Source organism: Pseudoramibacter porci, from assembly GCF_009696145.1.
In the GTDB taxonomy this organism is placed as follows: domain Bacteria; phylum Bacillota; class Clostridia; order Eubacteriales; family Eubacteriaceae; genus Pseudoramibacter; species Pseudoramibacter porci.
Map to the genome: position 1 here is coordinate 219752 of NZ_VUMO01000001.1, position 24242 is coordinate 243993.

The 24242-nt window shown below is 47.0% G+C and carries 24 protein-coding genes and 1 riboswitch; of the genes, 23 read left to right on the forward strand and 1 reads right to left on the reverse strand.

Going from position 1 to position 24242, the window contains the following annotated elements:
• The first annotated feature begins 18 nt into the window (after nucleotides 1-18).
• The 20 genes from murD (at nucleotide 19) to crcB (ending at nucleotide 19738) form a co-directional block, all read left to right on the forward strand.
• Nucleotides 19-1395 carry a UDP-N-acetylmuramoyl-L-alanine--D-glutamate ligase gene (murD, locus tag FYJ52_RS01220; RefSeq protein ID WP_154575433.1) on the forward strand — a complete coding sequence of 459 codons (1377 nt, stop codon included), beginning with the start codon at nucleotides 19-21 and terminating at the stop codon, nucleotides 1393-1395.
• Nucleotides 1395-2582 carry an FtsW/RodA/SpoVE family cell cycle protein gene (locus FYJ52_RS01225; protein WP_235901459.1) on the forward strand — a complete coding sequence of 396 codons (1188 nt, stop codon included), beginning with the start codon at nucleotides 1395-1397 and terminating at the stop codon, nucleotides 2580-2582. The genes murD and FYJ52_RS01225 overlap by 1 nt, the downstream gene beginning before the upstream one ends.
• Nucleotides 2579-3700, forward strand: coding sequence for an undecaprenyldiphospho-muramoylpentapeptide beta-N-acetylglucosaminyltransferase (murG, locus tag FYJ52_RS01230; protein WP_154575434.1), 1122 nt, complete (start codon nucleotides 2579-2581; stop codon nucleotides 3698-3700). Before FYJ52_RS01225 ends, murG begins: the two co-directional genes overlap by 4 nt.
• 25 nt (nucleotides 3701-3725) lie before the next feature.
• Nucleotides 3726-4511 (forward strand): cell division protein FtsQ/DivIB, encoded by a 786-nt coding sequence (locus FYJ52_RS01235; protein WP_154575435.1) that lies wholly within the window; start codon nucleotides 3726-3728, stop codon nucleotides 4509-4511.
• Nucleotides 4512-4722: 211 nt separating this feature from the next.
• Nucleotides 4723-5841 (forward strand): cell division protein FtsZ, encoded by a 1119-nt coding sequence (gene ftsZ, locus FYJ52_RS01240; RefSeq protein WP_328598738.1) that lies wholly within the window; start codon nucleotides 4723-4725, stop codon nucleotides 5839-5841.
• Between the two features lie 7 nt (nucleotides 5842-5848).
• The gene (gene nrdR / locus FYJ52_RS01245) at nucleotides 5849-6301 is read left to right on the forward strand and encodes a transcriptional regulator NrdR (RefSeq protein WP_154575436.1); all 453 of its coding nucleotides are present in this window, start codon (nucleotides 5849-5851) and stop codon (nucleotides 6299-6301) included.
• A 3-nt stretch (nucleotides 6302-6304) separates the two neighbouring features.
• Entirely contained in the window at nucleotides 6305-6838 is a 534-nt protein-coding gene (locus FYJ52_RS01250; protein ID WP_154575437.1) for an NUDIX hydrolase, read from the forward strand.
• A 95-nt stretch (nucleotides 6839-6933) separates the two neighbouring features.
• The gene (gene lysA / locus FYJ52_RS01255) at nucleotides 6934-8202 is read left to right on the forward strand and encodes a diaminopimelate decarboxylase (RefSeq protein ID WP_154575438.1); all 1269 of its coding nucleotides are present in this window, start codon (nucleotides 6934-6936) and stop codon (nucleotides 8200-8202) included.
• A 15-nt stretch (nucleotides 8203-8217) separates the two neighbouring features.
• Nucleotides 8218-8856: a site-2 protease family protein gene (locus FYJ52_RS01260; RefSeq protein ID WP_235901461.1), complete on the forward strand. Its 639-nt coding sequence runs from the start codon at nucleotides 8218-8220 to the stop codon at nucleotides 8854-8856.
• Nucleotides 8853-9605, forward strand: a complete 753-nt coding sequence (locus tag FYJ52_RS01265) for a segregation and condensation protein A (RefSeq protein WP_205960721.1) — start codon at nucleotides 8853-8855, stop codon at nucleotides 9603-9605. Before FYJ52_RS01260 ends, FYJ52_RS01265 begins: the two co-directional genes overlap by 4 nt.
• Nucleotides 9589-10179, forward strand: a complete 591-nt coding sequence (gene scpB, locus FYJ52_RS01270; RefSeq protein ID WP_154575440.1) for an SMC-Scp complex subunit ScpB — start codon at nucleotides 9589-9591, stop codon at nucleotides 10177-10179. Before FYJ52_RS01265 ends, scpB begins: the two co-directional genes overlap by 17 nt.
• On the forward strand, nucleotides 10179-10895 hold the full coding sequence (locus tag FYJ52_RS01275; RefSeq protein ID WP_154575441.1) for a pseudouridine synthase: 717 nt from the start codon (nucleotides 10179-10181) through the stop codon (nucleotides 10893-10895). Before scpB ends, FYJ52_RS01275 begins: the two co-directional genes overlap by 1 nt.
• Complete coding sequence (locus tag FYJ52_RS01280) at nucleotides 10896-11465, forward strand: class I SAM-dependent methyltransferase (protein WP_154575442.1); 570 nt, start codon at nucleotides 10896-10898, stop codon at nucleotides 11463-11465.
• Between the two features lie 24 nt (nucleotides 11466-11489).
• Complete coding sequence (locus tag FYJ52_RS01285) at nucleotides 11490-12716, forward strand: BaiN/RdsA family NAD(P)/FAD-dependent oxidoreductase (RefSeq protein ID WP_154575443.1); 1227 nt, start codon at nucleotides 11490-11492, stop codon at nucleotides 12714-12716.
• A gap of 1 nt (nucleotide 12717) precedes the next feature.
• Nucleotides 12718-13377, forward strand: a complete 660-nt coding sequence (cmk, locus tag FYJ52_RS01290; protein ID WP_408003666.1) for a (d)CMP kinase — start codon at nucleotides 12718-12720, stop codon at nucleotides 13375-13377.
• Between the two features lie 11 nt (nucleotides 13378-13388).
• Complete coding sequence (locus tag FYJ52_RS01295) at nucleotides 13389-13970, forward strand: lysophospholipid acyltransferase family protein (RefSeq protein WP_154575444.1); 582 nt, start codon at nucleotides 13389-13391, stop codon at nucleotides 13968-13970.
• A gap of 93 nt (nucleotides 13971-14063) precedes the next feature.
• Complete coding sequence (locus tag FYJ52_RS01300; protein WP_154575445.1) at nucleotides 14064-16241, forward strand: bifunctional 4-hydroxy-3-methylbut-2-enyl diphosphate reductase/30S ribosomal protein S1; 2178 nt, start codon at nucleotides 14064-14066, stop codon at nucleotides 16239-16241.
• A gap of 217 nt (nucleotides 16242-16458) precedes the next feature.
• Nucleotides 16459-17973 carry a YifB family Mg chelatase-like AAA ATPase gene (locus FYJ52_RS01305; protein ID WP_154575446.1) on the forward strand — a complete coding sequence of 505 codons (1515 nt, stop codon included), beginning with the start codon at nucleotides 16459-16461 and terminating at the stop codon, nucleotides 17971-17973.
• Between the two features lie 17 nt (nucleotides 17974-17990).
• A complete protein-coding gene (gene dprA, locus FYJ52_RS01310) occupies nucleotides 17991-19115 on the forward strand; it encodes a DNA-processing protein DprA (protein WP_154575447.1) in 1125 nt (374 codons plus the stop codon).
• Nucleotides 19116-19283: 168 nt separating this feature from the next.
• Nucleotides 19284-19353, forward strand: a riboswitch (Fluoride riboswitch).
• A 19-nt stretch (nucleotides 19354-19372) separates the two neighbouring features.
• On the forward strand, nucleotides 19373-19738 hold the full coding sequence (gene crcB / locus FYJ52_RS01315) for a fluoride efflux transporter CrcB (protein ID WP_154575448.1): 366 nt from the start codon (nucleotides 19373-19375) through the stop codon (nucleotides 19736-19738).
• Nucleotides 19739-19834: 96 nt separating this feature from the next.
• On the opposite strand, the gene coaBC is transcribed toward crcB, so the two are convergent.
• Nucleotides 19835-21040 (reverse strand): bifunctional phosphopantothenoylcysteine decarboxylase/phosphopantothenate--cysteine ligase CoaBC, encoded by a 1206-nt coding sequence (gene coaBC, locus FYJ52_RS01320; RefSeq protein ID WP_154575449.1) that lies wholly within the window; start codon nucleotides 21038-21040, stop codon nucleotides 19835-19837.
• A gap of 109 nt (nucleotides 21041-21149) precedes the next feature.
• Between coaBC and FYJ52_RS01325 the strand changes: the two genes are divergently transcribed.
• The 3 genes from FYJ52_RS01325 (at nucleotide 21150) to FYJ52_RS01335 (ending at nucleotide 24223) form a co-directional block, all read left to right on the forward strand.
• The gene (locus FYJ52_RS01325; protein WP_154575450.1) at nucleotides 21150-21830 is read left to right on the forward strand and encodes a M48 family metallopeptidase; all 681 of its coding nucleotides are present in this window, start codon (nucleotides 21150-21152) and stop codon (nucleotides 21828-21830) included.
• A gap of 224 nt (nucleotides 21831-22054) precedes the next feature.
• Nucleotides 22055-23632: a phosphoenolpyruvate carboxykinase (ATP) gene (gene pckA / locus FYJ52_RS01330; RefSeq protein ID WP_154575451.1), complete on the forward strand. Its 1578-nt coding sequence runs from the start codon at nucleotides 22055-22057 to the stop codon at nucleotides 23630-23632.
• Nucleotides 23633-23806: 174 nt separating this feature from the next.
• Nucleotides 23807-24223 carry a MarR family winged helix-turn-helix transcriptional regulator gene (locus tag FYJ52_RS01335; protein WP_205960722.1) on the forward strand — a complete coding sequence of 139 codons (417 nt, stop codon included), beginning with the start codon at nucleotides 23807-23809 and terminating at the stop codon, nucleotides 24221-24223.
• The last annotated feature ends 19 nt before the right edge of the window (nucleotides 24224-24242 follow it).

Genomic DNA, 24242 nt, shown 5'->3' on the forward strand with positions numbered 1-24242 from the left:
ATTGGGAGGGAAATCAATATGAAAACTTATTTAGTCATTGGAGCGGAACGCAGCGGCATTGCGGTGACACAGGCGCTTTTATTTAATAAACAATCAGTTATTCTGACGGATACAAAAGATTTTAATGTGATTGCCAAGGCTTCGCCTGCGATTGCGGAAGCTTTTGAGGCCTTGCCGAAAACCCATCTGTCTTGTTTTTTTGGCAGCCAGATTCCAAAAAGCGTCGTCAATGGCGTTTCGGCTGTGATTCCAAGTCCGGGTGTGCCGTTGACGATTCCCGTCATTCAAGAAGCTTACAAGAAAAATATTCCAGTGATCAGTGAAGTTGAAGCGGCGTACCGCATGACCCAAACCCCATTCGTTGGCATCACTGGAACAAATGGGAAGACCACGACGACTTCGCTGACCGGGGAAATTTTTAAGCTGGACGATCGTTATCCCAATGTTTATGTGGTCGGCAATATCGGCAACGCTGTGACACATTACGTCAATACGTCAACTGCTGCAGACCTTTATGTCGCGGAGTTATCAAGTTTCCAGCTGGAAACCACGGCATCTTTCAGACCGAAGGCAGCTGCGATTTTGAACCTCTCGCCGGACCATCTCGATCGTCACGGAACCCTCGACAATTATTACAAAGCGAAAGCGAAGATTTTTAAGAATCAAACGCCGGAAGATCTTCTCGTCATTAATGCCGACGACGACAATGTCGTGAAATATACAGCGGACGCAAAATCCAGAAAAATCAGCTTTAGCATGAAAAAACGCGTCGTGCCGGGGATTTACCAAAAAGAAGGCAAGGTATACATCGCGGAAACGGACGACCCAGAAAAAGATGTACTGGTCACTTCTATTTCAGACATTACGATCAAAGGACCGCACAATGTGATGAACGCGATGGCGGCAATTGGACTCACTTATTTTTCTGGTGTTTCTCTCGAGAATATCCGCAAGGGATTAAAAGATTTCAAGGGCGTTGAACACCGTCAGGAATTTGTTGCGACAATTGATGGCGTGGATTACATCAACGACTCCAAGGGAACGAATACCGACGCGACGATTACGGCCCTCAAGGTGATGGAAAAACCGACGATTCTTATCGCGGGCGGATACGACAAAAAAGAAGACTACTCCAAATTGATGGGGTTCATCAAAGATAAGGTGAAGTTGATGATTTTGCTTGGCGACACAGCAAAAAACATTGCATCGACAGCAGATCAGTGCGGCTACAAAGACTACATTTTCGTCAAGGATTATCCGGAAGCGGTGAAAACCGCAAAGGAAAAGGCGGTTTCCGGAGATGTCGTGCTGCTTTCGCCGGCCTGTGCCAGTTGGGATATGTTCGCCAATTACGAAGACCGCGGTAACTTATTCAAGCAGCTTGTAAAAGCATAATGGCCAGTCAAAAACAGAGAAGGATGCGCCGCTGTTCTGGACGCCGGTATTGGAGTCAGCCCGACCGCGCTTTTACATTGGCGCTGCTCATTCTGACGATCTTTGGTTTGCTGATGGTTTTCTCAGCCAGTATGTACACGTCGTCTGTAAGGAGCAAAACAGGAAGTGGCTATACCCAGTTCATCAAACAGGCGGTTTATGTGGTGCTCGGGCTGGGGACACTGTGGCTCAGCAGTCGATTCGATTACCGTAAATTCGATAACGTCCGTGTGGCGAAGTATGCGATTATTGTCACCGCATTGCTGTTGGGACTGGTCCTGGTTGTAGGTTCAGAGGTTAACGGTGCGAAGCGGTGGCTGGCCATTGGACCACTCACGTTTCAGCCTTCAGAGCTTGCTAAATTAACAGGGATTATTTATGCCAGCAGCATTGTTTCCCAAAAAAAGGAAGTTTACACTAGTTTTTGGAAATTCACAGGGTATTGTATTCTTCCAATGGTCGCACTCTGTGGCCTTGCAGCTGTGGAGCCGTCCCTATCTGCAGCAATGGCCATTGGGTTTGGGATGCTGTGCGTTTATTTCTTTTCCGGGATTAAGTTCAGGTATTTTGTCCCGTACATTCTGTTGATCATTGCAGCAGTCGGCCTGGCTTTAATTTTACAGCCCTTTCGTCTCGATCGCATTCGCGTTTTTATGGGGAAAGGCGGCGCGGACTACCAGATCAGACAGTCCATTCTCGCTATTGGTTCCGGTGGTATCTTCGGCAGAGGTCTCGGCAACGGCAAACAGAAAATGCTGTTTTTGCCTGAACTTCAGAACGATTTTATTTTCGCTAATATCGGAGAAGAATGCGGGCTTGTCGGCTGTGTTTTACTTCTGATTTTGTACGGCTTTATTATTTATAGAGGCATAAAAATCGCAAAGCACGCGAAAACAAAGTTCGGATACGTTTATGGCTGCTCGGTCATGGCACTGCTGGGTTTTCAGGTTATTGTCAATGTGGCAGTTGCGACGAATATCATGCCAGTTACCGGGATGGCGCTGCCCTTTATCAGCGCTGGCGGCACGTCGATGATCATCCTCTTCTTTATGATGAGTTTGATTGTCAATATGTCAAGAAAACCGGGCAGAAAGGTCAATCCGCCCAAAAGGATTCAGCATCAAAAAACGGAGGGGAAAAAAGCATGACAACAGTTTTTATTGCAGCAGGCGGAACCGGCGGACATATTTATCCTGGTTTAGCCATTGCGGCCTGTCTCAAAAAGCGCATGGCGGACGTCGAGATCGTATTCATCGGTTCACACGTCGGCATGGAAAAAAATATTGTGCCGCGCTACGGTTACCCGATGGAATTTATCAACGCTTCGGGTTTTCAACGCGGCTTTGTCAAGAAGGTGATCGCAGCGAAAAATCTGCTTAAAAGCGCCAGCGATTCCAGAAAGCTTCTGAGACGCTATAAACCAGCGCTTGTGATCGGAACGGGCGGGTTCACGTCGGGGATTATTTTGAGAGAAGCGGCGAAAAAGGGAATTCCTACGCTGATTCATGAGCAGAATGCTTTCCCCGGAAAATCTAACCGTTGGGCGGCGAAAAAGGCTGATGCAGTCTGCTTGACTTTTAATGAAGCAGCACAATATTTTCCGGCAAATAAAACAGTGCTCTGCGGCAATCCGGTCCGCGACGCCTTTAAACATGTTGATCGCGCAGCCATGCGGCAGAAAATGAAGCTTGGACAAGATGAAAAGATGATTTTGGCAATGGGCGGCAGCCAAGGCGCTGCGGCTATCAATCGTGCGATGCAGACGGTCATGAAAGAGTGGGGCGCCCGCGAAGACATTCAAATTTATCAAATCACTGGACCGAAACAGATCGATAAGGTTTGCGCTGCGCTGGATGAAGTGGGAATTTCGTACGACAAAGAATATTTTGGCCCAACGCATTGCCACGCGATTGCTTATTCAAATGAAATGGAAATGCTTATGGGCGCTGCGGATATCATTATCGGCCGTTCAGGTGCGTCATCGATTTCTGAAATGGCAGCATCCGGCACACCGTCAATCCTCATTCCGTATCCCTATGCGGCGGGCGATCATCAGCGGTTTAACGCAATGGCAATGAAAAACGCCGGCGCGGCTGAAGTGATCGATGAAGACGACTTAAACGGCACGCTGCTTCTAACGAAATTGTCAACGCTGTTAGCGGATCCGGCTTATCTTGAATCCATGTCGGAAAATGCGAAGGCATATGCAAAAATTGATGCAGACGAAAGAATCGTCGATCAAGCTGTAGCTTTAATCCATCAATAAATTATATAATGAAGAGGAAAAATGCGTGAAGGATGAAAAAAAGAATTTAAAAATATCCAAAACACTCAAGAGACGAAAACGCAGACGCTTGGCACGGCGCATCGCAGCCATTTTGATTGTGGCTGCAATCCTCTGCGTCGGCGGCTTCTATCTTTCGCGCGTGCTCACCGATGCCAGACTGAAAGTCAAGCAAATTGAAGTTACGGGTAATCCTTCAGCCGATACTCATCTTTTAGATCAGGTGACCGGATCATTAATCGGGCAGAATATCCTGACAGTCGATATGAACAGCTTGTCCAATCAGGCGAAAAAGACTCTGCAGACGGACCAGATCAGTGTTTATAAAAAATGGCCAGATACACTGATCATCAAGGTTGGCCAAGTTGAAGCCCTTGGCGCGGTGATGGCCGGCAACAGGGTGATCTACATCGATCAGAAGGCCCGTGTTGTCAATCGAGCAGATTACTTGACTAACGTCAATTTACCGATTATCTCTGGTATAAAAGGAGTGGACATGCTTCAAAAGGGAGGTCGGCTGTCCTCAAGCAGCAGGGAAAAACTTATCGACGCTTTGGATATCTTATCAGACCTTCAAGACAAGGGACTGCTCGACCGGATTTCGGAAATTCATTGGACGAAGTACAATACTTATCGCATTATCACGAAAAACAATTCGGTTTTTGAAGTGAGTGGAATCGATAATTTTAAGAAAAACGAAAAGTACATTGAGACATTTTTAATAGAAAATCGATCCAACGTCGAAGTGGACCTGCAAATTGACCATCAAGCTATATTAAAAAATCGGTCTTGACTAATAATATAGGTTATAATCAGCAAAACGACGAACTTAAAATAATTGAAAACAAAGAATTTTTATTGCAAAGTTGTGGAATAAAGGGTATCATATTATAAAGTATTGTGAGAATACTATGAGAAGATGACATCATCTTCCCTTTATTATTTATGAATAAAAACATATACTTGATATAGAGTAGTCTATGTGAGAACCAGGAGGAAGAAAAGTGATAGAACTGGACAACTACAACGATAATTTTGCGCAGATTCGTGTAGTCGGTGTCGGTGGCGGTGGCAATAACGCTGTTAACAGAATGATTGAATCGGGCTTGAAGGGTGTCGACTTTGTGTCGATTAATACAGATAATCAGGCTTTGGCTCTGACTTTGGCAGAAAAAAGATTGCAGATTGGCGAAAAGACAACTGGCGGTCTTGGCGCCGGCGGCAACCCGGAAATGGGTCAGCGATCCGCTGAAGAAAGCCGTGATGCAATTTCTGAAGTCATCCAGGGGACAGACCTTTTGTTTGTCACAGCTGGTATGGGCGGCGGAACAGGCTCCGGTGCAGCACCAATTATCGCAAAAATTGCGCAGGAAATGGGTATTTTGACCATTGGGGTTGTGACGAAGCCGTTCTCTTTTGAAGGACGTGTCCGAATGCGCAATGCACAAATCGCCTGTGATTTCCTCCAGGAAAATGTCGATGCGTTGGTGACGATCCCAAATGACCGCTTGCTTCGCATGGCTGATAAATCGACATCGCTGCGGGAAGCCTTTAAACTCGCCGATGACGTTTTGCTTCAAGGGGTCAAGAGTATCTCAGACTTAATTTCTATGCCGGGTCTGGTCAGCTTGGACTTTGCTGATGTTAAGACCATCATGCAGGATGCAGGCCTTGCACATATGGGGGTTGGCCGTGCAACTGGCGAAAACCGTGCAGAAGAAGCGGCAAAAGAAGCTATTTTAAGCCCGCTCCTCGAAACGGAAATCACCGGAGCGACGGGTGTCCTGCTGAACATTACAGCTGGAGACGATTTGTCCCTGTTTGAAGTCGATAAGGCTGCAACCATCGCACGTGAAGCCTGCGACGAAGATGCCAATGTCATTTTCGGGGCGACCATTGACGAAAACATGGGCGATGAAATTCAGATTACGGTGATTGCGACAGGCTTCCTACCTGCTGAAGAGAGTGAAGACGTCAAGGATATGAAAGAAAAGATGTCTGCGCGTCCGGCGAGAAGCAGAGTGCCGAAAGAAGCACCGGTTCAGCCAACAAGCTCTGCGAAACCCAAAACAGATTCAAACGATTTGTTTACCATTCCAACATTTTTAAATAAAGAAGACTAATTTTAAGATGAAATGTCCGTTTTGTAATCATAATGGCAGCAAAGTCGTTGATTCCAGGCCGGTTAACGATCAAACCATGATCCGAAGACGCCGCGAATGCGAAAAATGCAAGAAGCGCTTCACAACTTACGAGCGAATTGAAAAAATTCCGCTAATGGTGGTTAAACGGAATGGACAGCGGGAATCTTATGACCGGAATAAAATTTACAGCGGCATCTTAAAAGCCTGTGAAAAGCGGCCGATTTCAGTCGAACAGATTGAAGCGATGGTCGATCAAATCGAAAAACAGCTTTATCAGCTTGAATACAAAGAAATTTCTTCTGTATATATCGGCGAACGGGTGATGGAAGCTCTGAAGCCGGTCGATGAAGTGGCCTATGTTCGATTTGCATCTGTCTACCGGCGCTTTAAAGATGCAGGTGCGTTTATTGAAGAACTCAATAAGTTGATTAAGGAGTAAGGATTGGCCAATAAGGTTTTAGATTCGAATCGCATTTATGAAGGCAGAATATTAAATTTACGGGTTGATTCAGTCGAACTTCCTAATGGCGTGCAGACCAAGCGAGAGATTGTCGAACACAAAAACGGGGTTGGTATTCTTCCAATTGATCACGCGATGATGGTTTTTGTGCAGCAATATCGTGACGCGGTGGGAACAGATTTGTTGGAAATTCCGGCAGGTCTTGTCGAAGTCGGTGAAGATCCGAAAGAGACAGCAGTGCGCGAGTTACAGGAGGAAGTTGGACTCAAGCCGTTAAGTTTAGAACCCTGCGGATTCGTTTATCCAACACCAGGATGCTGTGACGAGAGGACTTTCCTTTTTATTGCGAATCAATTTGAGGCCCATTGCCTCAAGGCAGATGACGACGAATTTATTCATGTGGTCAGACTTCCCATTGAAACCGTCAAAAAAATGTACGATCATCACGAGTTCATTGACGCCAAGACGGTCAGCGCATTGGGCTACTATTTCTCACATCATAATATGAACGAATAAAGTCAAGGGTGATTTTTTGCATACACTGCAGGGAATCACCCTTTGTATTTAAACTATTACAAAATAAGTTTAGGAAGGATTAACAGGAAATTCAAATGAAGAATATTCAATTTTCAGGACACGATACAGTTGCCTTAGCAGAACAGTACGGCACCCCCCTTTACGTCATGAGCGAAGATATTATTCGCGACCGCATTGAATCTGTCAAAAAAGCATTTGAAGAAGCAGGTGCGGATTACGAAATCAATTTTGCGGGAAAGGCCTTTACCAATATTGCTATGTGTAAAATCGTCGATTCGGAAGGTATTGCACTGGATGCTGTTTCAAAGGGAGAAATCATGACTGCGCAGGCAGCTGGTTTTCCGATGGACCGTATCTGCTATCACGGTAGCAACAAAAAGGCCAGTGAACTGAAATACGCTTTGGAAAATGGTGTCGGGCTTATTGTTGTCGATAGTGAAGACGAACTCAAAAAACTGATCCAGGTGACGGACGAATTAGACCAGGACGTCAATATTATGTTCCGCGTCTCTCCAGGCGTTGAAGCCCATACCCACGAATTGATTCAAACTGGCACCCAGGATACAAAATTTGGCCTGCCCTACAGCTTGGCGAAAGATATTATTGTGAGTGCTAACGCACAGCCGCACATTTCTGTTGTCGGCATTCACTGCCATATCGGCTCTCAAATTGTCGATGAAGTGCCGTTTATTGCAGCAGCAGACAAGATGATTAGTCTATATCAGGATATTCGAAATGACGGTGTCGATCTGCGTGCCATCAATTTAGGCGGCGGCTTTGGTATTCCGTATCTCGAAGGTGATGAATACTTCGAAACACTGAAATACATTCCTAAGCTGGTTGCACACGTGCGCACAATCTGCGCTGATCGCGATGTGCCGATGCCGAAACTTATCGTTGAACCGGGCCGTTTTTTGGTCTGTGAAGCTGGCGCAACTTTGTACACCATTGGAACTGTTAAGGAAATCCCTGGCGTGCGCAAATACGTCAGCGTTGACGGCGGTATGAATGACAATCCTCGTCCGGCGCTTTACGGTGCGGAATACGAAGCTGTCGTCTGCAATGGCAAGGAGTCTGAAAAAATGGAACCTTACCGTGTCAGCGGCCGCGCCTGTGAAACAGATACACTGATCGATTCGGCAATGCTCAACCAGCCTCAGGTTGGCGATATTTTGATGGTTAAAAATACAGGCGCTTACAATTACTCAATGGCCAGCCGCTATAACCGCTATCCGATTCCGGCTGTCGTGCTGCTGTCGGGGGATCGTTCGGCTGTGATGGTTGAACGGGAAAGTTACGAAGATCTTCTCAGCCACGACCGCGTACCGGATTGGTTGAAATAATCGACTTGGTTTGCGATGATGTATTCATCTAATTACTTTCTGTCGCTGCTGCTGAGTTTGCCAGGTATCCTCATTGCCATTACCTTTCATGAAGCGGCTCACGGTTATGCGGCGGAGGCAATGGGCGATGATACGCCAAGACTTTCCGGAAGGCTTTCACTCAATCCGTTTCGTCATATTGATTGGATCGGTTTTTTGGCCATGATTTTTCTGCATTTCGGCTGGGCTAAGCCGGTGCCGATTAATCCGAATAATTTTTCGGATCGAAAGAAGGGAATGATCCGCGTTGCACTGTCTGGCTGCCTGACCAATCTTCTGCTCGGGTTCATTGGCTACGCAGTTTATTTGATCTGCCTGCCGCTTAATAATCTTGTACTGTCGATCGTGCTCCAGTCTATTTATGAATACAATGTCGTCTTCGCGGTTTTCAATTTGATACCAATTCCGCCACTGGACGGGTATCATATTTTGTACGAGTTTCTCCCGTACCGCGGCAAGGTGCGCATGGAGGCCATGGCGCGGTATGGATTTATTATCCTATTGATTTTGATGTTTGCCGGTGTTTTTGGATGGATCATTACACCGCTTTCCAGTGGGATCATTCGGCTTTACAATTTAGTCCTTTCGCCCCTTGCAAAATTGGTTGCGTTATGATCGAGAATAAATCGATTCAGTACGATGTAGGCGATTTTGAAGGGCCGTTGGATCTGCTTTTGCGTCTCATTCAGAAACATCAGGTTGATATTTACGATGTTTCGATTACCGAGATCATCGATCAATATTTGGAAACCATTGAGAAGTGGGAGCAGGACCGGATGGCGGTTGCCAGCGAATTTATCGTGATGGCGTCGCGGCTGATCAAGATCAAATCAAATAAACTGCTGCCGTCTGCAAATGAAAACCACGAAGACGAAGTGGATGACGAGGCGCTCTTGATCCGTCAGCTGGCCGACTACAAGCAGATCAAGGCAGCCAGTTTGGCCATTGAAAAAAGATTTGAACAAAAAAGCGGGTCCGTTTATCGTGATCCGCTTTATTTGCCGGAATTATCACAAAAAAAATGGGATCCGGAGCTGAAAATCAAGCCTGAAAATCTCGGTCAGACCTTTGACCGTTTAATCCGGCGCTACCAAGAAGAGCACACCTATCGGAACATTCTCAGGCCGGAGCCGGATCGCTATACTGTCGAACATCAAGAAGCCGTCATCACCCGTTCTTTAAATGAATGTGCGGAGATCACTTTTAGAAATGTGATTCAATATCACGAGGCCAGTGAAGTGACGACTTCTTTTTTTGCAGTATTGGAGCTTTACAAGAAAGGCATGCTCGACATGACGCAGCAGCAAAATTTTAGTGAAATTCAACTTAAGGAGAAAAAGGGTCACGATGATCAAACGCAATAATCAGACAGAGGCAGAAGGCTTTGAGCTGGAGGTCTTCGGATGGCTCGAGGCGCTGCTTTTTGCGTCAGGCGATGGGCTGACGGTAAAAGAGTTGTCTGGCGCTGTCGGGCTCAGTGAGAAAGATACCGGACGCTATTTAGAAGTGCTGTCGGATTCATATCAAACCGTACGCCGGGGATTGCGTCTGGTCTGCACAGCGGGGGTCTGGCAACTGTCGACTAAACCGTCGCTCTATCCTGTTCTGATGAAGTGGAAGCAGCTTGACAAGGGTCACAATCTGTCGCGTGCAGCTTTTGAGACCCTTGCCATCATTGCGTACAAGCAGCCGGTGACTCGAGTGGATATAGAAGCGATCCGCGGCGTCGCATCGGCCAGTTCGATTCACGTGTTATTGGACCGAGAGCTGATTGCGGAAGCCGGGCGCAAGGAGGCGCCGGGCCGACCATTTTATTACAAAACGACGCCAGCGTTTTTAAAGTCGCTGGATATTCGAGAATTGTCAGAACTGCCCGATTTTGATTCGTTTCAGGAAAGGGAAGCGCAGAATGTTTTGATGACAGAGGACGAAGATTGATGAGATTACAAAAATATATGGCCCATTGTGGTGTCGCGTCGCGGCGGAAGGCCGAGCAGATGATCGCGGAAGGGCGCGTTCAAATCAATGGTGAGGTGGTAACCTTTCCGGGCACACAGGTGCGCGAAATAGATGAGGTCTTGGTGGACGGCAAGCGCATTGCACCGGAACAGCACGTCTACATTTTATTGAATAAACCCAAAGGCGTGGTTTCCACATCTTCAGACCGCCATGCGGATCAAACCCTTTTGGATTTGATCCATTCCCACGCGCGCCTTTATTCTGTGGGCAGACTCGACAAGGAAACATCGGGGCTCTTAATTTTGACTAACGACGGCGACTTGACTTTTAAGCTGACGCATCCGAGCAAACACGTTACGAAAACTTATCGATCCACCGTAAGGGGAAAAGTGGAAGCATCGGCTTTAAAATGCCTTAGAAATGGTGTTTCGATTCCGATGGACGACGGCAGCCGTTATCAGACGCAAAGCGCTGAGGTCGAAGTCGCCAAAGAAAACCGCGGGTCGACCGTGCTCATAATACGCATTTCGGAGGGAAAGAAACGCCAGGTCCGGAAAATGTGCGCAGCGGTTGGTCATCCGGTCATTCACCTCGAACGAACGGCAATCGGCAGTCTGACCGATCCGTCTCTGAAACCTGGACAATGGCGTTATCTAACATCAGATGAAATTGAACAGCTGAAGGCGGAACATTAAATGATTGAAACATTCAGACGACAGACTTTTTTTATTAAGGCTTGCATTCAGGATGTGCTTAAGCCCGGGGATTCAGCCATCGATGCGACAGTCGGAACGGGAGAAGATACGGTTTTTCTGGCTGAATGTGTCGGCAGCGGGGGATGCGTCTACGGCTTCGACATCCAACAGGGCGCGATCGACGAAGCGAAAAAACGAGCAGAGCAGCAGGGCGTCTTGGAGCAGATTACGTGGTTCTGCGACGGTCACGAGCATATGGACCAGCATCGCGACATCGTGTGCAACCCGAGGATTGGCGCAGTGACTTTTAACTTGGGTTATTGGCCGGACGGCGACCCTGGTATAACGACACAGCCCCAAACCACGCTTGCAGCCCTTGAACAGAGTGCGGTGCTTTTGAGAGCCGGTGGAATTCTAACCATTTGTGCATATTCCCACTTGACGGGACAAGCGGAAAAAGAGAAAATTGAGGCGTGGGTTCAAAATTTGGGACGCGGATATGACGCCTATAGTTTTGAAGTAAAGAATCACCGGAAAGCCCCAACGGCTTTTATCATTTTAAAAAAGTGAAACAGGAAAATAATTGAGATATATATGAGTGAAAATGTCATAGTAATCGGTGGCGGTCCCGCCGGCATGATGGCAGCGTACTCGGCTGCGTCGGAAGGCAGTACGGTAATCCTCTGCGAAAAAAATGAAAAGCTGGGGAAAAAGCTGTACATTACCGGAAAGGGACGATGTAATCTGACCAATTTCTGCGATCAGGAAACTTTTCTAAAAAATGTCATCCATCATCCGAGATTTTTGTATTCGTCGATTTCTCGCTTCGATCGGGAAAATCTAATGGATTTTGTGACGGACAACGGCTGCGAGCTGAAAGTTGAACGAGGGCAGCGGGTTTTCCCAAAATCGGATAAATCGAGTGATATCATTAAAGCGTTTAGACGGGCGTTGATTTCAGCGGGCGTTGAGGTCCGGCTCAATACACCGGTGGCGTCGATTGTAACGCAGGATGATGAAGCGCTTGGCGTTAAGCTTAACGATGGCACGACGCTCGAAGCGGATAAAATCATTGTAGCGACTGGCGGACTCAGTTATCGTTCGACCGGATCGGACGGCTGGGGTCTTCAGGCTGCAAAAGCCCTTGGACATACGGTGACACCGTGCCGGCCGTCGCTCGTCGGAGTGAAAACCAAAGAAACCTGGCCGTCTCAGGTTCAGGGGCTCGCGCTTAAAAACGTGGACGTGACGCTGGTGCACAAAGGGAAAAAGCTTCGGACGGAACGGGGCGAGATGCTCTTGACGCATTTCGGCGTTTCTGGACCGTTGATTTTGACCGATTCGGCTTATATGGACGATGCACCGGAAACCTACCAGCTTATTTTAGATTTGAAGCCGGCGCTGACCGATCAAAAGCTGGATCAGCGGATTCAGCGGGAATTGAGAGCGAATGAGCGCAAGCAGGTTGTGCACGCGTTAGGATCGCTGCTTCCGAAGAAACTGATGCCGATTATGCTGAATTTGGCCGGTGTCGATCAGACTAAAACCGCCAATCAAATAACGAAAGCGGAACGGCATGCGGTGGTCGATGCGCTCAAACGGCAGAAACTTCAGATCAGTGATTTTCTAGACATCAACACAGCGATTGTCACATCAGGCGGTGTGAGCGTAAAAGAAATCAATCCCAAAACCATGGCATCAAAAAAGATTCGTCATTTGTATTTTGCAGGGGAAATGATCGATGTTGACGCGCTGACAGGCGGATTTAATATACAAATTGCTGCGACGACAGGATTCGTAGCGGGAACAAGGAGTGAATAACGTGCAAATTGCGATAGATGGACCTGCAGGCGCAGGAAAAAGTACCATAGCGAAACAGATAGCCAAAACTTTAAATATTACTTATCTGGATACTGGTGCGATGTATCGTGCGATCACAAAAGGGGTTATTGATCGTAAAATTGATTTTGCTGATCAAAAAGCCATTGCGCAGTACGCAGCGAGCGCAGTCATCACCTTTAAAGGACAGCGTGTATTTTTAGACGGAGAAGAAGTAACCGAAGGGATCCGTACGCCGGAGGTTAGTGAACATACGAGTGAGGTTGCACCGATCCCAGAAGTGCGGAAGGTTCTCGTTCAGCAGCAGCAAAGAATTGCTGAAGGGACAGACGTCATTATGGACGGACGGGATATTGGTTCAACGGTGCTGCCGAACGCGGATTATAAATTTTATTTGGACGCGGCCGTTTCTGAAAGAGCGAAACGCCGCTACGAGGAACTTCAGGAAAAAGGCGGACTCAATGGAAAAACTCTCACGGATATTGAAGCTGATATTGCAAGACGTGACTACAACGACAGCCACAGAGCAGTCGATCCGTTGGTCTGCTGCGATGACGCAGTGCGCATTGATACGACGCACATGACGATTCCGGAGGTTGTGGCTTGCGTTATTGATCACGTTGAAGACGGTACGGCGAAATAACGGAGGGTGAGATGATTTATCGAATCGCACACGTTTTATTTAATATTGTCAATTTTTTATGGCTTAATATCACCGTTGAAGGGGTTGAAAATGTGCCGAAGGACAGCCGCGCGGTGATTTGTCCGAACCACATGTATTGGTACGACCCGCTGTTGATCGATACGCTGATCAAAAAACCGGTCAGGCCGGTCAATTTTATGGCAAAGGCGGAAATTTTTTCCAATAAATTTGTCAATTGGATTCTTAAAGAAGTTCATGTTTTCCCAGTGGAACGGCACAAAGTATCCATGACGACGCTCAGAACAGCAATGGGGATATTAAATGATGATCACCTATTGGGCATTTTCCCAGAAGGGACACGCGTCAAGCCAGGTGAAAAAGTTAAACCCGCGGACGGTTTCATTTTCTTTGCGTTAAAGACCCATTCGCCGATCGTGCCGGTGCACATTCAAGGCAGTTATAAATTTCGCGGAAAAATCAAGGTGGTCTTTGGCAAACCCATTGAATTGACAGAATATTACGGGAAGCGACTGAGTGCAAAAGAAAATGAGGCCCTCGGCCAAAAAATTCTCGATCAGATCTACAGCCTGTGATCGATTGAATTGTCAATCTTGAAAAAAATTAAGAAAAATAAAAAAAAAGATAGACAACAGGCATTTTATCAAATAAAATAATGGAGATAGTATATGAAGATCATTGTAGCGGAGAAGGCCGGTTACTGTTTTGGCATTACCAATGCGATGAAGCTCGCGGAGGATACACTGAAACAGAAAGAGAACCAGCCAATCTACTGTTTGGGCGATTTGTCTCACAACCGCCAGGAAATGAAACGCCTGGAAGAACGGGGTATCATCAAAGTAGATCGAATTGATGATATTCCAAGGGGAACAGTCATTATTCGATCCCACGGTGTGAGTAAGGAAGTCATCGATCAAGCAAAAGCGAAGCATTTAAAAATTGTCAATGCGACCTGTCCATTTGTCGGCGCTATGCAGCACAAAGTGTACGATTACGACCGCAAGGGTTACCAGATCGTGATTGTTGGCGATGCAGATCATCCGGAGGTCCAGGGGGCAGTCGGCTGGTGCGATGAACGCGCCATAGTGATCAATACGCCTGAGGAAGCAGAGGCCCTGCCACATTACGAGAAAATGTGTGTCGTGGCTCAGACGACCGCTATAGAAAAGAAATTCAATGCCATCACATCGATTCTGCAGGAAAAAGCAGATGAATGTATGATATTTAACACGATTTGTTCGGCGACCGCAGAACGCCAATCAGCTGCAGTTGAAACGGCAAAACGTGTGGAATATATGATTGTTGTGGGCGGCTACCACTCGTCAAATACGCGGAAGCTTTTTGAAGTTTGCAAGGCGCACTGCAGCAATACATGTCACATAGAGACAGCCGGAGAATTAAATCTCGCTGAGGTGAAAAAATACAACGTCATCGGAATTACAGCGGGAGCGTCCACGCCGGACTGGATCGTTAAGGAGGTAACGGAAAGAATGGAAGAAAACAAAACGGAAAACACACAAGTTCAGGATCAGGCAGTCGAAGAAACAGTTGATGAAAATGATTTTGCCGCAATGCTGGACCAGTCTCTGCAGGATAAGCCAATCCACAGGGGTTCAACAGTTGAAGGGGAAGTCATTGAGGTCACTGACGATGAAATCATCCTGAACATTAAATATAAAGCAGATGGTGTCATCAAAAAAAGTGATTACTCATGGAAAGATGATATTGATCTGAAGGAAGAAGTCAAAAAAGGCGATATGATCAACGCGGTTGTCACCAATATGAACGATGATAACGGTGCGGTCAGACTGTCTAAAATTAAATATGACAATCAGAAAATTCAGCGTCAGCTCGAAGAAGCTTACAAGGATGAAACCATCCTCGACGGTAAAATTAAAAGTGTATCCGGCAGCGGCCTGATTGTCGATATCGGATTCACAGATATTTTCATGCCGGCTTCTCAGTACAGCGTCCGCTATATCAAAGATTTAAATACTTTGGTCGGCAAAGACGTCCGCGGTAAAATCATTGACTACAATGCAAGACGCCGTCGTGCTATTTTCTCACAGCGTGTCATTCTCGAAAAGGAAATGAAAGAACGCCAGAAGGAACAGCGCGCAAGAAAAGAAGAACGTTTCAACGAAATTCAGCAGGATGATGTCGTGACCGGTAAAGTCAAGACCATCACCAATTTTGGGATCTTCATTGATTTGGATGGCATTGACGGATTTGTGCATCGCTCAGATTTAACATGGTCTCGTGCTAACGAACCGAAAAACCTGGTCGAAAAAGGACAGGAAATCGAAGCGAAGGTCATCCAGAAGAATGACGAAGAAAAGAAAATTAAATTAAGCGTGAAGGCACTCCAGCCGAAACCTTGGGACGCGTTTGTTGAACAGTACAAAGAAGGGGACATTGTCGATGTCAAAATCACAAATGTTCTGGATTTCGGTGCGTTTGCCGAAATTATTCCGGGTGTCGAAGGCTTAATTCACATCTCTGAAATTTCTTACCGCCGTGTTGAATCTGTCGCATCTGAACTGAACCCTGGCGATGTGGTCAAGGTGAAGATCATCGGCATCAACCGCGAAAAAGAAAAGATCAGCTTGAGTATTAAAGCCACCCAGAAGGCGCCGGAACGTGCTCAGAAACGTCACCGCAAGAGCGGCGAAGGTTTCCAGGGCCGTCAGGGCGGACGCAAACCGCGTAAACGCCAGCCACAGCATAACACCACTGTGTATGAAGATAACGCAAACTTCACACTGGGTGATTCCTTCGGCGATCTGTTGGGTAAACTTGATTTCGGCAATGCTGAAACCGAAGAAACAACAGATAGCGAAGAATAATCTACGCCATCAAATAGAGCTCCAATCGGAGCTCTTTTTTTGTGCCCTTTTGGACAGAATTGAAGGCGGCACTTGATCTTATTGATGCAGATATATTTCGAGTGAACTGTTGAAGTTTTGCGGATTTTCTATTGGCAGGCTCGGAAAATGCGAGTATAATAAAAAAAACGTTATCATCAGAAGCGGCAGAAGAGCAGCATCAAATAAGGAGAAGATCATGTTAGCGAAAATTTTCAGCTGCGGTTTGCTGGGTGTGGAAGGTGTAATCGTCACAGTAGAAGTGGATTTAAATTACGGTTTGCCGGGCTTTATTGTCGTCGGCTTGCCGGATGCGGGCGTCAAGGAATCCAGAGATCGGGTTTTTTCTGCGATTAAAAATAATGGATACGCCTATCCGGATAAGAAAGTAACGGTCAATTTGGCACCAGCAGATCTCAAAAAGGAAGGGCCATCCTACGATTTGCCGATTGCGATCGGGCTGTTAACGGCGTCCAATCAAATTGAAGGTAATTTTTCAGACACATTGTTTTTTGGCGAACTGTCTCTGAATGGGGATCTGCGTCCTGTCCGTGGTGTCCTGCCCATGGTGTTGGCCGCCAAACGCGAAGGCTTTCACAAAGTCGTCCTGCCTCAGGCCAATAAAACCGAGGGAGCGGTGGTGGACGGTATGGATATTTTGCCAGCTGACAATCTCAAACAGGTGATTGAACATTTAAAAGGCAAAAAGTCGATTGTACCTTATCAGATTGATTCACAGGCACTGCTTAACAAAGGGCAGGCGTCGTACCGTGTGGATTTTTCGGAGATTAAAGGACAGGACAACGCGAAGCGCGCGCTCGAAATTGCGGCGGCAGGCGGCCACAATGTACTGATGAGCGGCCCGCCGGGCAGTGGGAAGAGTATGCTGGCTAAGGCGTTTCCGTCTATTCTGCCTGCCCTGACCCTAAATGAAGCCTTGGAAATCACTAAAATTTATTCGATTGCGGGGCTGCTCAAAGATAATATCATGACCCACCGGCCTTTCAGAGCACCGCACCACACGTTGTCCAACGTTGCCATTGTCGGCGGCGGATCGCTTCCAAAACCAGGCGAGGTGTCGCTGGCGCATCTCGGTGTGCTGTTCCTCGATGAGCTTCCCGAATTTCAGAAGACGGCTCTGGAGGTACTCAGACAGCCGATGGAAGACCACGAGGTGACGATTTCTCGGGTCAATGCAACATTGACCTATCCGGCGTCTTTTATGTTGATTGCGAGCATGAACCCCTGTCCCTGCGGATATTACGGCGATCCGACGCATCAGTGTACGTGCACAAAAAATGAAATCAGGCGTTACAACAGTAAAATTTCCGGTCCGCTGCTGGATCGCATCGACATCCGTGTCGAAGTGCCGGCGGTGGATATCAAGGAACTCGAGAGCCGCGCACCGGGGGAATCCTCGGAAAGCATCCGGGACCGGGTCAATCGGGCGCGGGCCATTCAGAATGCGCGCTTTAAAAATGACAAGGGCGTTTATTTCAATGCACAGCTCGAGCCCCATTTGATTGATCAATACTGCGCGCTCGATCAGGAGGGCAGGGATTTTATCGAGATGCTTTACGATAAACTGAAGCTGTCCGGGCGGGGGTATCATCGGATATTAAAGCTGGCCCGAACGATCGCCGATTTGGATGGAGCAGAACAGATTGGACTGATCCACCTGTCTGAGGCGACGTCATATCGTTCAGGGCAGTAGTGCGAGGGAGGACAAATATGGACAGCAAAATGATCTACGATATCTGGCTTTCCTCGCTTACCAACGTCTCAAACATCAAGAAAAACACGCTGCTGACTGTTTATGAAACTGCAGAAAATATCTACAAGGCATCCGCATCAGATCTTCAGCGAACAGGACTGCTTCGGGAAAAAGACATACAAAAGATCCAGGATCAGAAGAGCATGGCGTTGGCAGAGCGCGCTGCGCGTTTTATCGAGAAAAATAATATTTTCTGTCTTCCAAAAAATAGTCTGCATTATCCGAGCCGACTTGAGAAAATATACAATCCTCCGGTCATGCTCTACGCGATGGGAAACGTCGGGCTTCTCGAACGAGATTTGACCGTTGGCATGGTCGGGTCGAGAAAATCCAGCCTAGAGGCGAGAAAAACAGCACGGCAATTCGGTGGACGTTTTTCAGAGATGGGGATCACGGTGGTTTCTGGAATGGCTGACGGTGTCGATAGCGCAGCAGCTGAAGGGGCCCTTTGCGGCATCGGCTCAACAGTCGCCGTTTTTGGCTCGGGGATCGATGTCTGTTATCCGGCAGGAAATCGCAACCTTTACGAGCGTATTCGGGAAAAAGGGCTGCTATTAAGTGAGTTTTTCATCGGTCAGCCGCCAAAGTCCGGGCATTTTCCGCTGCGCAACCGGATTATCGCAGGGCTTTCCGACGGTGTTGTAGTGGTCGAAGCGCGCCTTAAAAGCGGGGCACTCATCACGGCGGATTGCGCCCTTGAACAAGGCAAAACGGTTTACGCAATGCCCCAGAGCATAAATGTGAAATCGGCGGTGGGCTCCAATCAGCTGCTGAAAGAAGGCGCGAAGCTGGTCACCGAGCCAGAGGATGTACTCGAGGATTTCATCGAAATAAAGGACATCCAAAAAATAAAACCGGCACCGCCTGAAAAGTCTCAGGAATCGGTGCGGTCTGAAAAAAACGTGTCGCTTTCAGAAGACGAAAAGACAATTCTAGACGCCGTAAAAGCGGGAGTAAATACTGTTGATGGGCTGGTTCAGAGGCTCGACGAGCCGATCGCCAAGCTCAACGCGGCGCTGATGATGATGGAAATTAAACAAATGCTCAAAGTCTCTTACGGGCAGATTACGCTTTTATTTTAGTCGTGTGTCATTTACAGTAAAATGAAACGTTTTGTCACCAAAGAGCGAATTATTTATCAGGGGGGGATGGAATAAAGAAAGATAAAAAATAATGTAAAAATAGGCCTGGCTTTGCTTAATGGGAAGAGATTTTGATTTGCATAGAGGCTGTCTTGTGTTAGAATAGCGTGAAAATGTGGGAATGATATCTCCCCTGGAAAACTAAAACCGCAATCATGCTGATGATGTCTACACTTAATACAACAAGGAGGTTATTGATGTTGAATTGTGTAGCTGTTGGAATAGGTGGTTTTTTTGGTTCAGTAGCCAGGTATCTCATTAGTCAAATTCGCATCAAGAATGGAACAGTATTTCCAATCAATACATTTATTATCAATGTGGCTGGGGCTTTTGCCCTCGGTTATGTTGTGGCAGCATTATTACGAGGTGGAAATATTGATCCGAGAATTACATTGTTTTTAAAGGTTGGCGTATGTGGTGGTTTTACCACTTTCTCGACGTTTTCTTTAGAAACTCATGAACTCATGCAAACCGGGCACATGACGATAGCGGTTGTATATGCTGCCGCGAGTATATCTTTCTGTGTCTTGGCAATTTTTATGGGACAGGCGGTCGCAAAATAAAAATATAAAGCATCTCTTCGGAGATGCTTTTTTGGATTAACGACAAAAAGAAAGTCGGTAACGATTATGGGATTTTTTGATAACAGATTATTTTGTTTAGCCTTGCTCGTTTTGAACGTCGCGGATGGCGTCGAGAATACAGTGGGCGACCTCGGATTTAGTCATCAGCGGCAGGGCGACATTGCCGCTTCTAGTGATTAGGGTGACAACATTGGTGTCGCCCTGAAAGCCGGCGCCGCGCACCTTTAAATTATTGGCGACGATCATGTCGATGTTTTTCTTTTCCAGCTTTTTGCGGCTATTTTCAATTAAATTTTCCGTTTCCATTGAGAAGCCACAGATAAATTGATGATCTTTTTTGATGTCGCCAAGTCCTTTTAAAATATCTGTTGTGCGTTTAAGCTCGATCGTCGGGACACCCTTCTCTTTTTTGATTTTTTCGCAAGCTGTTGTTTTGGGCGTGTAATCGGCGACGGCAGCCGCTTTGATGATGATGTCCTGTTCTGGAGCAGCAGAGAATACGGCTTCTGCCATGTCTTCAGCGGATTGGATTGGAATCAGATTGACGAAGGGGACGGGCTTCAGATACGTCGGTCCGGATACGAGGGTGACCTCAGCACCGCGCAGCATTGCGTCGTAGGCGATGGCGTAGCCCATCTTTCCGCTGGAATGGTTGGTGATGTAGCGCACCGGATCGATGGCTTCGTACGTCGGTCCGGCTGTAATTAATATTTTCTTCCCGGTCAAATCCTTCTTGTAGGCGATTTCGCGGTAAATATAATCGAGGAGCGCATCGGGCTGGGGGAGCTTGCCAGCACCATTGTCCTTGCAGGCGAGGACGCCGGAATCGGGCGTGATGACAGTCCAGCCGTATTGTCTTAGAATATCCAGGTTGTGCTGGACGATCGGATTATTGTACATAGCGGTATTCATGGCCGGTGCGATGTATTTTGGGCAGGTACAGGCCAGCGCCGTTGTCGTCAGCATATCGTCGGCAAGACCATAGGCCAGTTTCGCGATGATGTCGGCGGTAGCCGGTGCGATGAATAATAGATCGGCCTTCTTAGCCAGCGCGACGTGGGCGACGCTGTATTGAATTGTCTTATCGAAAGTATCTGTGATACAATTATTTCCAGTCAGCGTGGAAAAGGTCATCGGCTGAATGATTTCGGTGGCGTTCGGCGTCATGATGACGTGAACATCACATTTTTGTTTGGCCAGAGCCGATGCGACATCGGCCATTTTATAGGCGGCGATGCTCGCAGAAACGCCGAGAATCACCGTGCGGTTTTCTAAATTCATGTTGCCCTTTCTCCAATATTTTGGCATTCGTTATTTTTCAGTATTATAGCAAAAAGGTGGGGCGTATACAAGATGAGCACGATTGATCCGCACTGGAAGGAGGTTTAATATGTATACCTTAATACGCAGCAACCGAAAAACCATCGCCCTAAAGGTATTGAAGGATGGCACTCTGCAGGTGAAGGCGCCGCGGCAGGCCAGCCGCGAAGAAATTGAAAAGTTTATTGATGAAAAATCGGACTGGATTGCGAAACGGACCGCACAGGCCGTTTCGGCTCAAGATTTTGAAATCGCGGACGGTTCCTGGCTTCGGGTGCTCGGTGTCGACATTCCGGTTTTAGCGGTTCCAGACGGCCATTTTGAGTTTAAGCGCGCAGTGAAGCTGAACCATTCTGTGATCACAATCCCAACAGGTGCGGATCCAAAAACGGTCAAGGCAGAGATCGTCAAAATGTATCGGGAATTGGCAGAGGATGTGATCCTTAAGCGTGCCGCCTGGTACGAGACTGTCATGGACTTACATCCGTCCAAGGTGCGCATTAATAACGCCGGCGGCCGATGGGGATCGTGTTCGTCTAAGAAAAGTGTGAATTTTTCGTGGCGGTTGATCATGGCAGACGGCAAGGCCATTGATTCTGTCGTGATTCACGAGCTGGCACACATTAAGTACATGAACCATTCGAAAGATTTCTGGCATTTGGTCGAACAATTCTGTCCAGACTACAAAGTCCAGCGTAAAAAGTTAAACCGGCTTTCTGAAAAATTGATGGGTGAAAATTGGGATGTGTAAAAAAAACATTAAAACTACAAATTCAATTTGCATTTTTACTCATCCTATCATATAATACTTTGTATACATAATGAAAATATTACAAAAAACCTGATTGTACATCTGTTTCTCGAAAAATAGTCGAAACTTAACGGAAAACGATCGGTTGTAATGTAAATACTTGAAAATATGAAGTGTAATTTTATGTATGCAATTTAATAAATATAAATCTGAAAGGAAGACTTATGTACGATTGTGATTTATCTTTTTTGGGATTAGACGGAAAAAAAGCACTCGCGAATGCGAAAGCATCAGTTTTGACAGAAAAGGCACTCTCCCGCGGTGAAGGACATTTGTCTGATACCGGCGCGATCGTCGTCAACACTGGCAAATACACCGGGCGTTCACCGAAAGACCGCTTCATCGTTGATGATGAAGTCAGTCACGACAAAGTCGCTTGGGGTTCCATTAACATGCCCTTTGACGAAGATAAATTTGAAGCTTTATACAAAAAGATGACGGCATATGTCGGCACTTTAGACGAGGTCTACGTCTTCAACGGGTACGCTGGCGCAGATAAGGATTATCAACTGCCGATCCGCGTTGTTAATCAATACGCAAGCCAGAATCTTTTTGTCCGCAATCTATTTATTGATCCGGAAGATGATGAAGAAGCCAAGAAAATCGATCCGCAGTTTACTGTGATCGCTGTTCCAGGATTCCACTGCGATCCAGAAGTTGACGGCACCAACAGCGAAGCGGCGATTATCATCAGCTTCAAGAAACGTGTAGTGCTGATAGCGGGCTCCCGCTACTGCGGCGAAATTAAAAAATCGATTTTCTCTGTTATGAACTACCTGCTGCCGCAGAAAGACGTTTTAACCATGCACTGCTCAGCTAATATGGATGACGACGGCCGAACAGCACTGTTCTTTGGGCTTTCTGGAACAGGGAAAACGACGCTATCTGCCAACCCTGAACGCGGCCTCATTGGCGACGACGAACACGGCTGGAGTGACAACGGCATTTTCAACTTTGAAGGCGGATGTTTTGCAAAATGCATCGATCTCGAAGAAGAAAGCGAGCCTGAAATCTACCGCGCCATTCGCTTCGGCACGGTGGTCGAAAACGTCGTTTTAGACGAAAACGGCAAGCCCGATTACAGTGACGACAAATACACGCAGAATACGCGCGCGGGCTATCAGCTGAGCTATATTCCCAATGCGGTGATTCCGAGTATTGGCGGTCATCCGAATACGATCATTTTCCTGACGGCTGACGCATTTGGTGTTTTGCCTCCGGTCGCAAAACTCAATAAATACCAGGCCATGTTCCACTTTGTTTCCGGTTACACCAGCAAACTGGCGGGGACGGAACGCGGCGTTACTGAACCGCAGACGACATTTTCCACATGCTTCGGCGAACCCTTTATGCCCCTTCCGGCATCGCGTTACGCCGAACTTTTAGGTGAAAAAATCGATCAGTATCATTGCAACGTTTATTTGGTTAATACCGGGTGGTCCGGCGGCCCTTACGGTGTCGGCAGCCGCTTCAAATTGAAATACACGCGCGCGATTGTATCCGCAGCGACGGCAGGAAAACTTGAAGACGTTCCAACCGTCCACGACGATTTATTCAATATCGAAATTCCGACAAGCTGTCCGGGTGTGCCTTCAGAACTTCTGATGCCGAAGAACACATGGGAAGATAAAGAAGCATACGACAAAACGGCCAAAGATCTGGCTGCACATTTTGTTGACAACTTCAAGAAATACGACACCATGCCGCAGGAAATCATCGACGCAGGCCCGAATATCAAGTAATTGAATCGCTTTGTCTAAAGGCCGGATATCTCTGACAAGGGATATTCGGTCTTTTTCTTTAAATAAAACTGAAGCGCCTTGACAATCAGATGGGGAATGTATATACTGACATCGAAATTTAGGTAAAACCAAACTAATTTATACAAGCGATTTCGATGTATGACAGGAGCGTATATGGCATGTAGAAGGCAAGATTTAATTCAGGCATTGAGTCATTTAACTGCATTGGGAACCCATTGCAGCGATGCGGCGAAAGATGAGTGTCGTACGATGCTGACGCGCCGTCAAGTCGAGTGCCTGCACATTATTGATGAGCGTCAGAATATTACTTTTTCTGATTTAGCACATACTTTTAGTTTATCGAAACCGACCATTACGGAAATGATCGACAAACTCTCAGATCAAGGCTGTGTGGTTCGTGAGCGAAGTCAACAGGACAGACGGGTCTCTTATATCCGGCTGACCGAAAAAGGCGAGGCAGCCGCACGCTGCGAACAGCGCGGAAAAATGCAGCTGATTTATCACATTGAAGCCAGTTTGACGGACGATGAGATTGATCTGCTGATTGCGTTGTTGAAAAAAGTGCATTAACACAAACAGGAGGCGATAC

Bases quoted from the DNA above. Each gene is read 5' to 3' on its own strand.
- coaBC (WP_154575449.1), bottom strand. From the start codon at position 21,040: ATGAATTTAGAAAACCGCACGGTGATTCTCGGCGTTTCTGCGAGCATC.
- FYJ52_RS01265 (WP_205960721.1), top strand. From the start codon at position 8,853: ATGATCGAGAATAAATCGATTCAGTACGATGTAGGCGATTTTGAAGGG.
- FYJ52_RS01275 (WP_154575441.1), top strand. From the start codon at position 10,179: ATGAGATTACAAAAATATATGGCCCATTGTGGTGTCGCGTCGCGGCGG.
- FYJ52_RS01300 (WP_154575445.1), top strand. From the start codon at position 14,064: ATGAAGATCATTGTAGCGGAGAAGGCCGGTTACTGTTTTGGCATTACC.
- lysA (WP_154575438.1), top strand. From the start codon at position 6,934: ATGAAGAATATTCAATTTTCAGGACACGATACAGTTGCCTTAGCAGAA.
- dprA (WP_154575447.1), top strand. From the start codon at position 17,991: ATGGACAGCAAAATGATCTACGATATCTGGCTTTCCTCGCTTACCAAC.
- FYJ52_RS01295 (WP_154575444.1), top strand. From the start codon at position 13,389: ATGATTTATCGAATCGCACACGTTTTATTTAATATTGTCAATTTTTTA.
- nrdR (WP_154575436.1), top strand. From the start codon at position 5,849: ATGAAATGTCCGTTTTGTAATCATAATGGCAGCAAAGTCGTTGATTCC.
- FYJ52_RS01280 (WP_154575442.1), top strand. From the start codon at position 10,896: ATGATTGAAACATTCAGACGACAGACTTTTTTTATTAAGGCTTGCATT.
- murD (WP_154575433.1), top strand. From the start codon at position 19: ATGAAAACTTATTTAGTCATTGGAGCGGAACGCAGCGGCATTGCGGTG.
- pckA (WP_154575451.1), top strand. From the start codon at position 22,055: ATGTACGATTGTGATTTATCTTTTTTGGGATTAGACGGAAAAAAAGCA.
- FYJ52_RS01260 (WP_235901461.1), top strand. From the start codon at position 8,218: ATGATGTATTCATCTAATTACTTTCTGTCGCTGCTGCTGAGTTTGCCA.
- FYJ52_RS01285 (WP_154575443.1), top strand. From the start codon at position 11,490: ATGAGTGAAAATGTCATAGTAATCGGTGGCGGTCCCGCCGGCATGATG.
- scpB (WP_154575440.1), top strand. From the start codon at position 9,589: ATGATCAAACGCAATAATCAGACAGAGGCAGAAGGCTTTGAGCTGGAG.
- FYJ52_RS01305 (WP_154575446.1), top strand. From the start codon at position 16,459: ATGTTAGCGAAAATTTTCAGCTGCGGTTTGCTGGGTGTGGAAGGTGTA.
- FYJ52_RS01325 (WP_154575450.1), top strand. From the start codon at position 21,150: ATGTATACCTTAATACGCAGCAACCGAAAAACCATCGCCCTAAAGGTA.
- FYJ52_RS01335 (WP_205960722.1), top strand. From the start codon at position 23,807: ATGGCATGTAGAAGGCAAGATTTAATTCAGGCATTGAGTCATTTAACT.
- crcB (WP_154575448.1), top strand. From the start codon at position 19,373: ATGTTGAATTGTGTAGCTGTTGGAATAGGTGGTTTTTTTGGTTCAGTA.
- murG (WP_154575434.1), top strand. From the start codon at position 2,579: ATGACAACAGTTTTTATTGCAGCAGGCGGAACCGGCGGACATATTTAT.
- FYJ52_RS01225 (WP_235901459.1), top strand. From the start codon at position 1,395: ATGGCCAGTCAAAAACAGAGAAGGATGCGCCGCTGTTCTGGACGCCGG.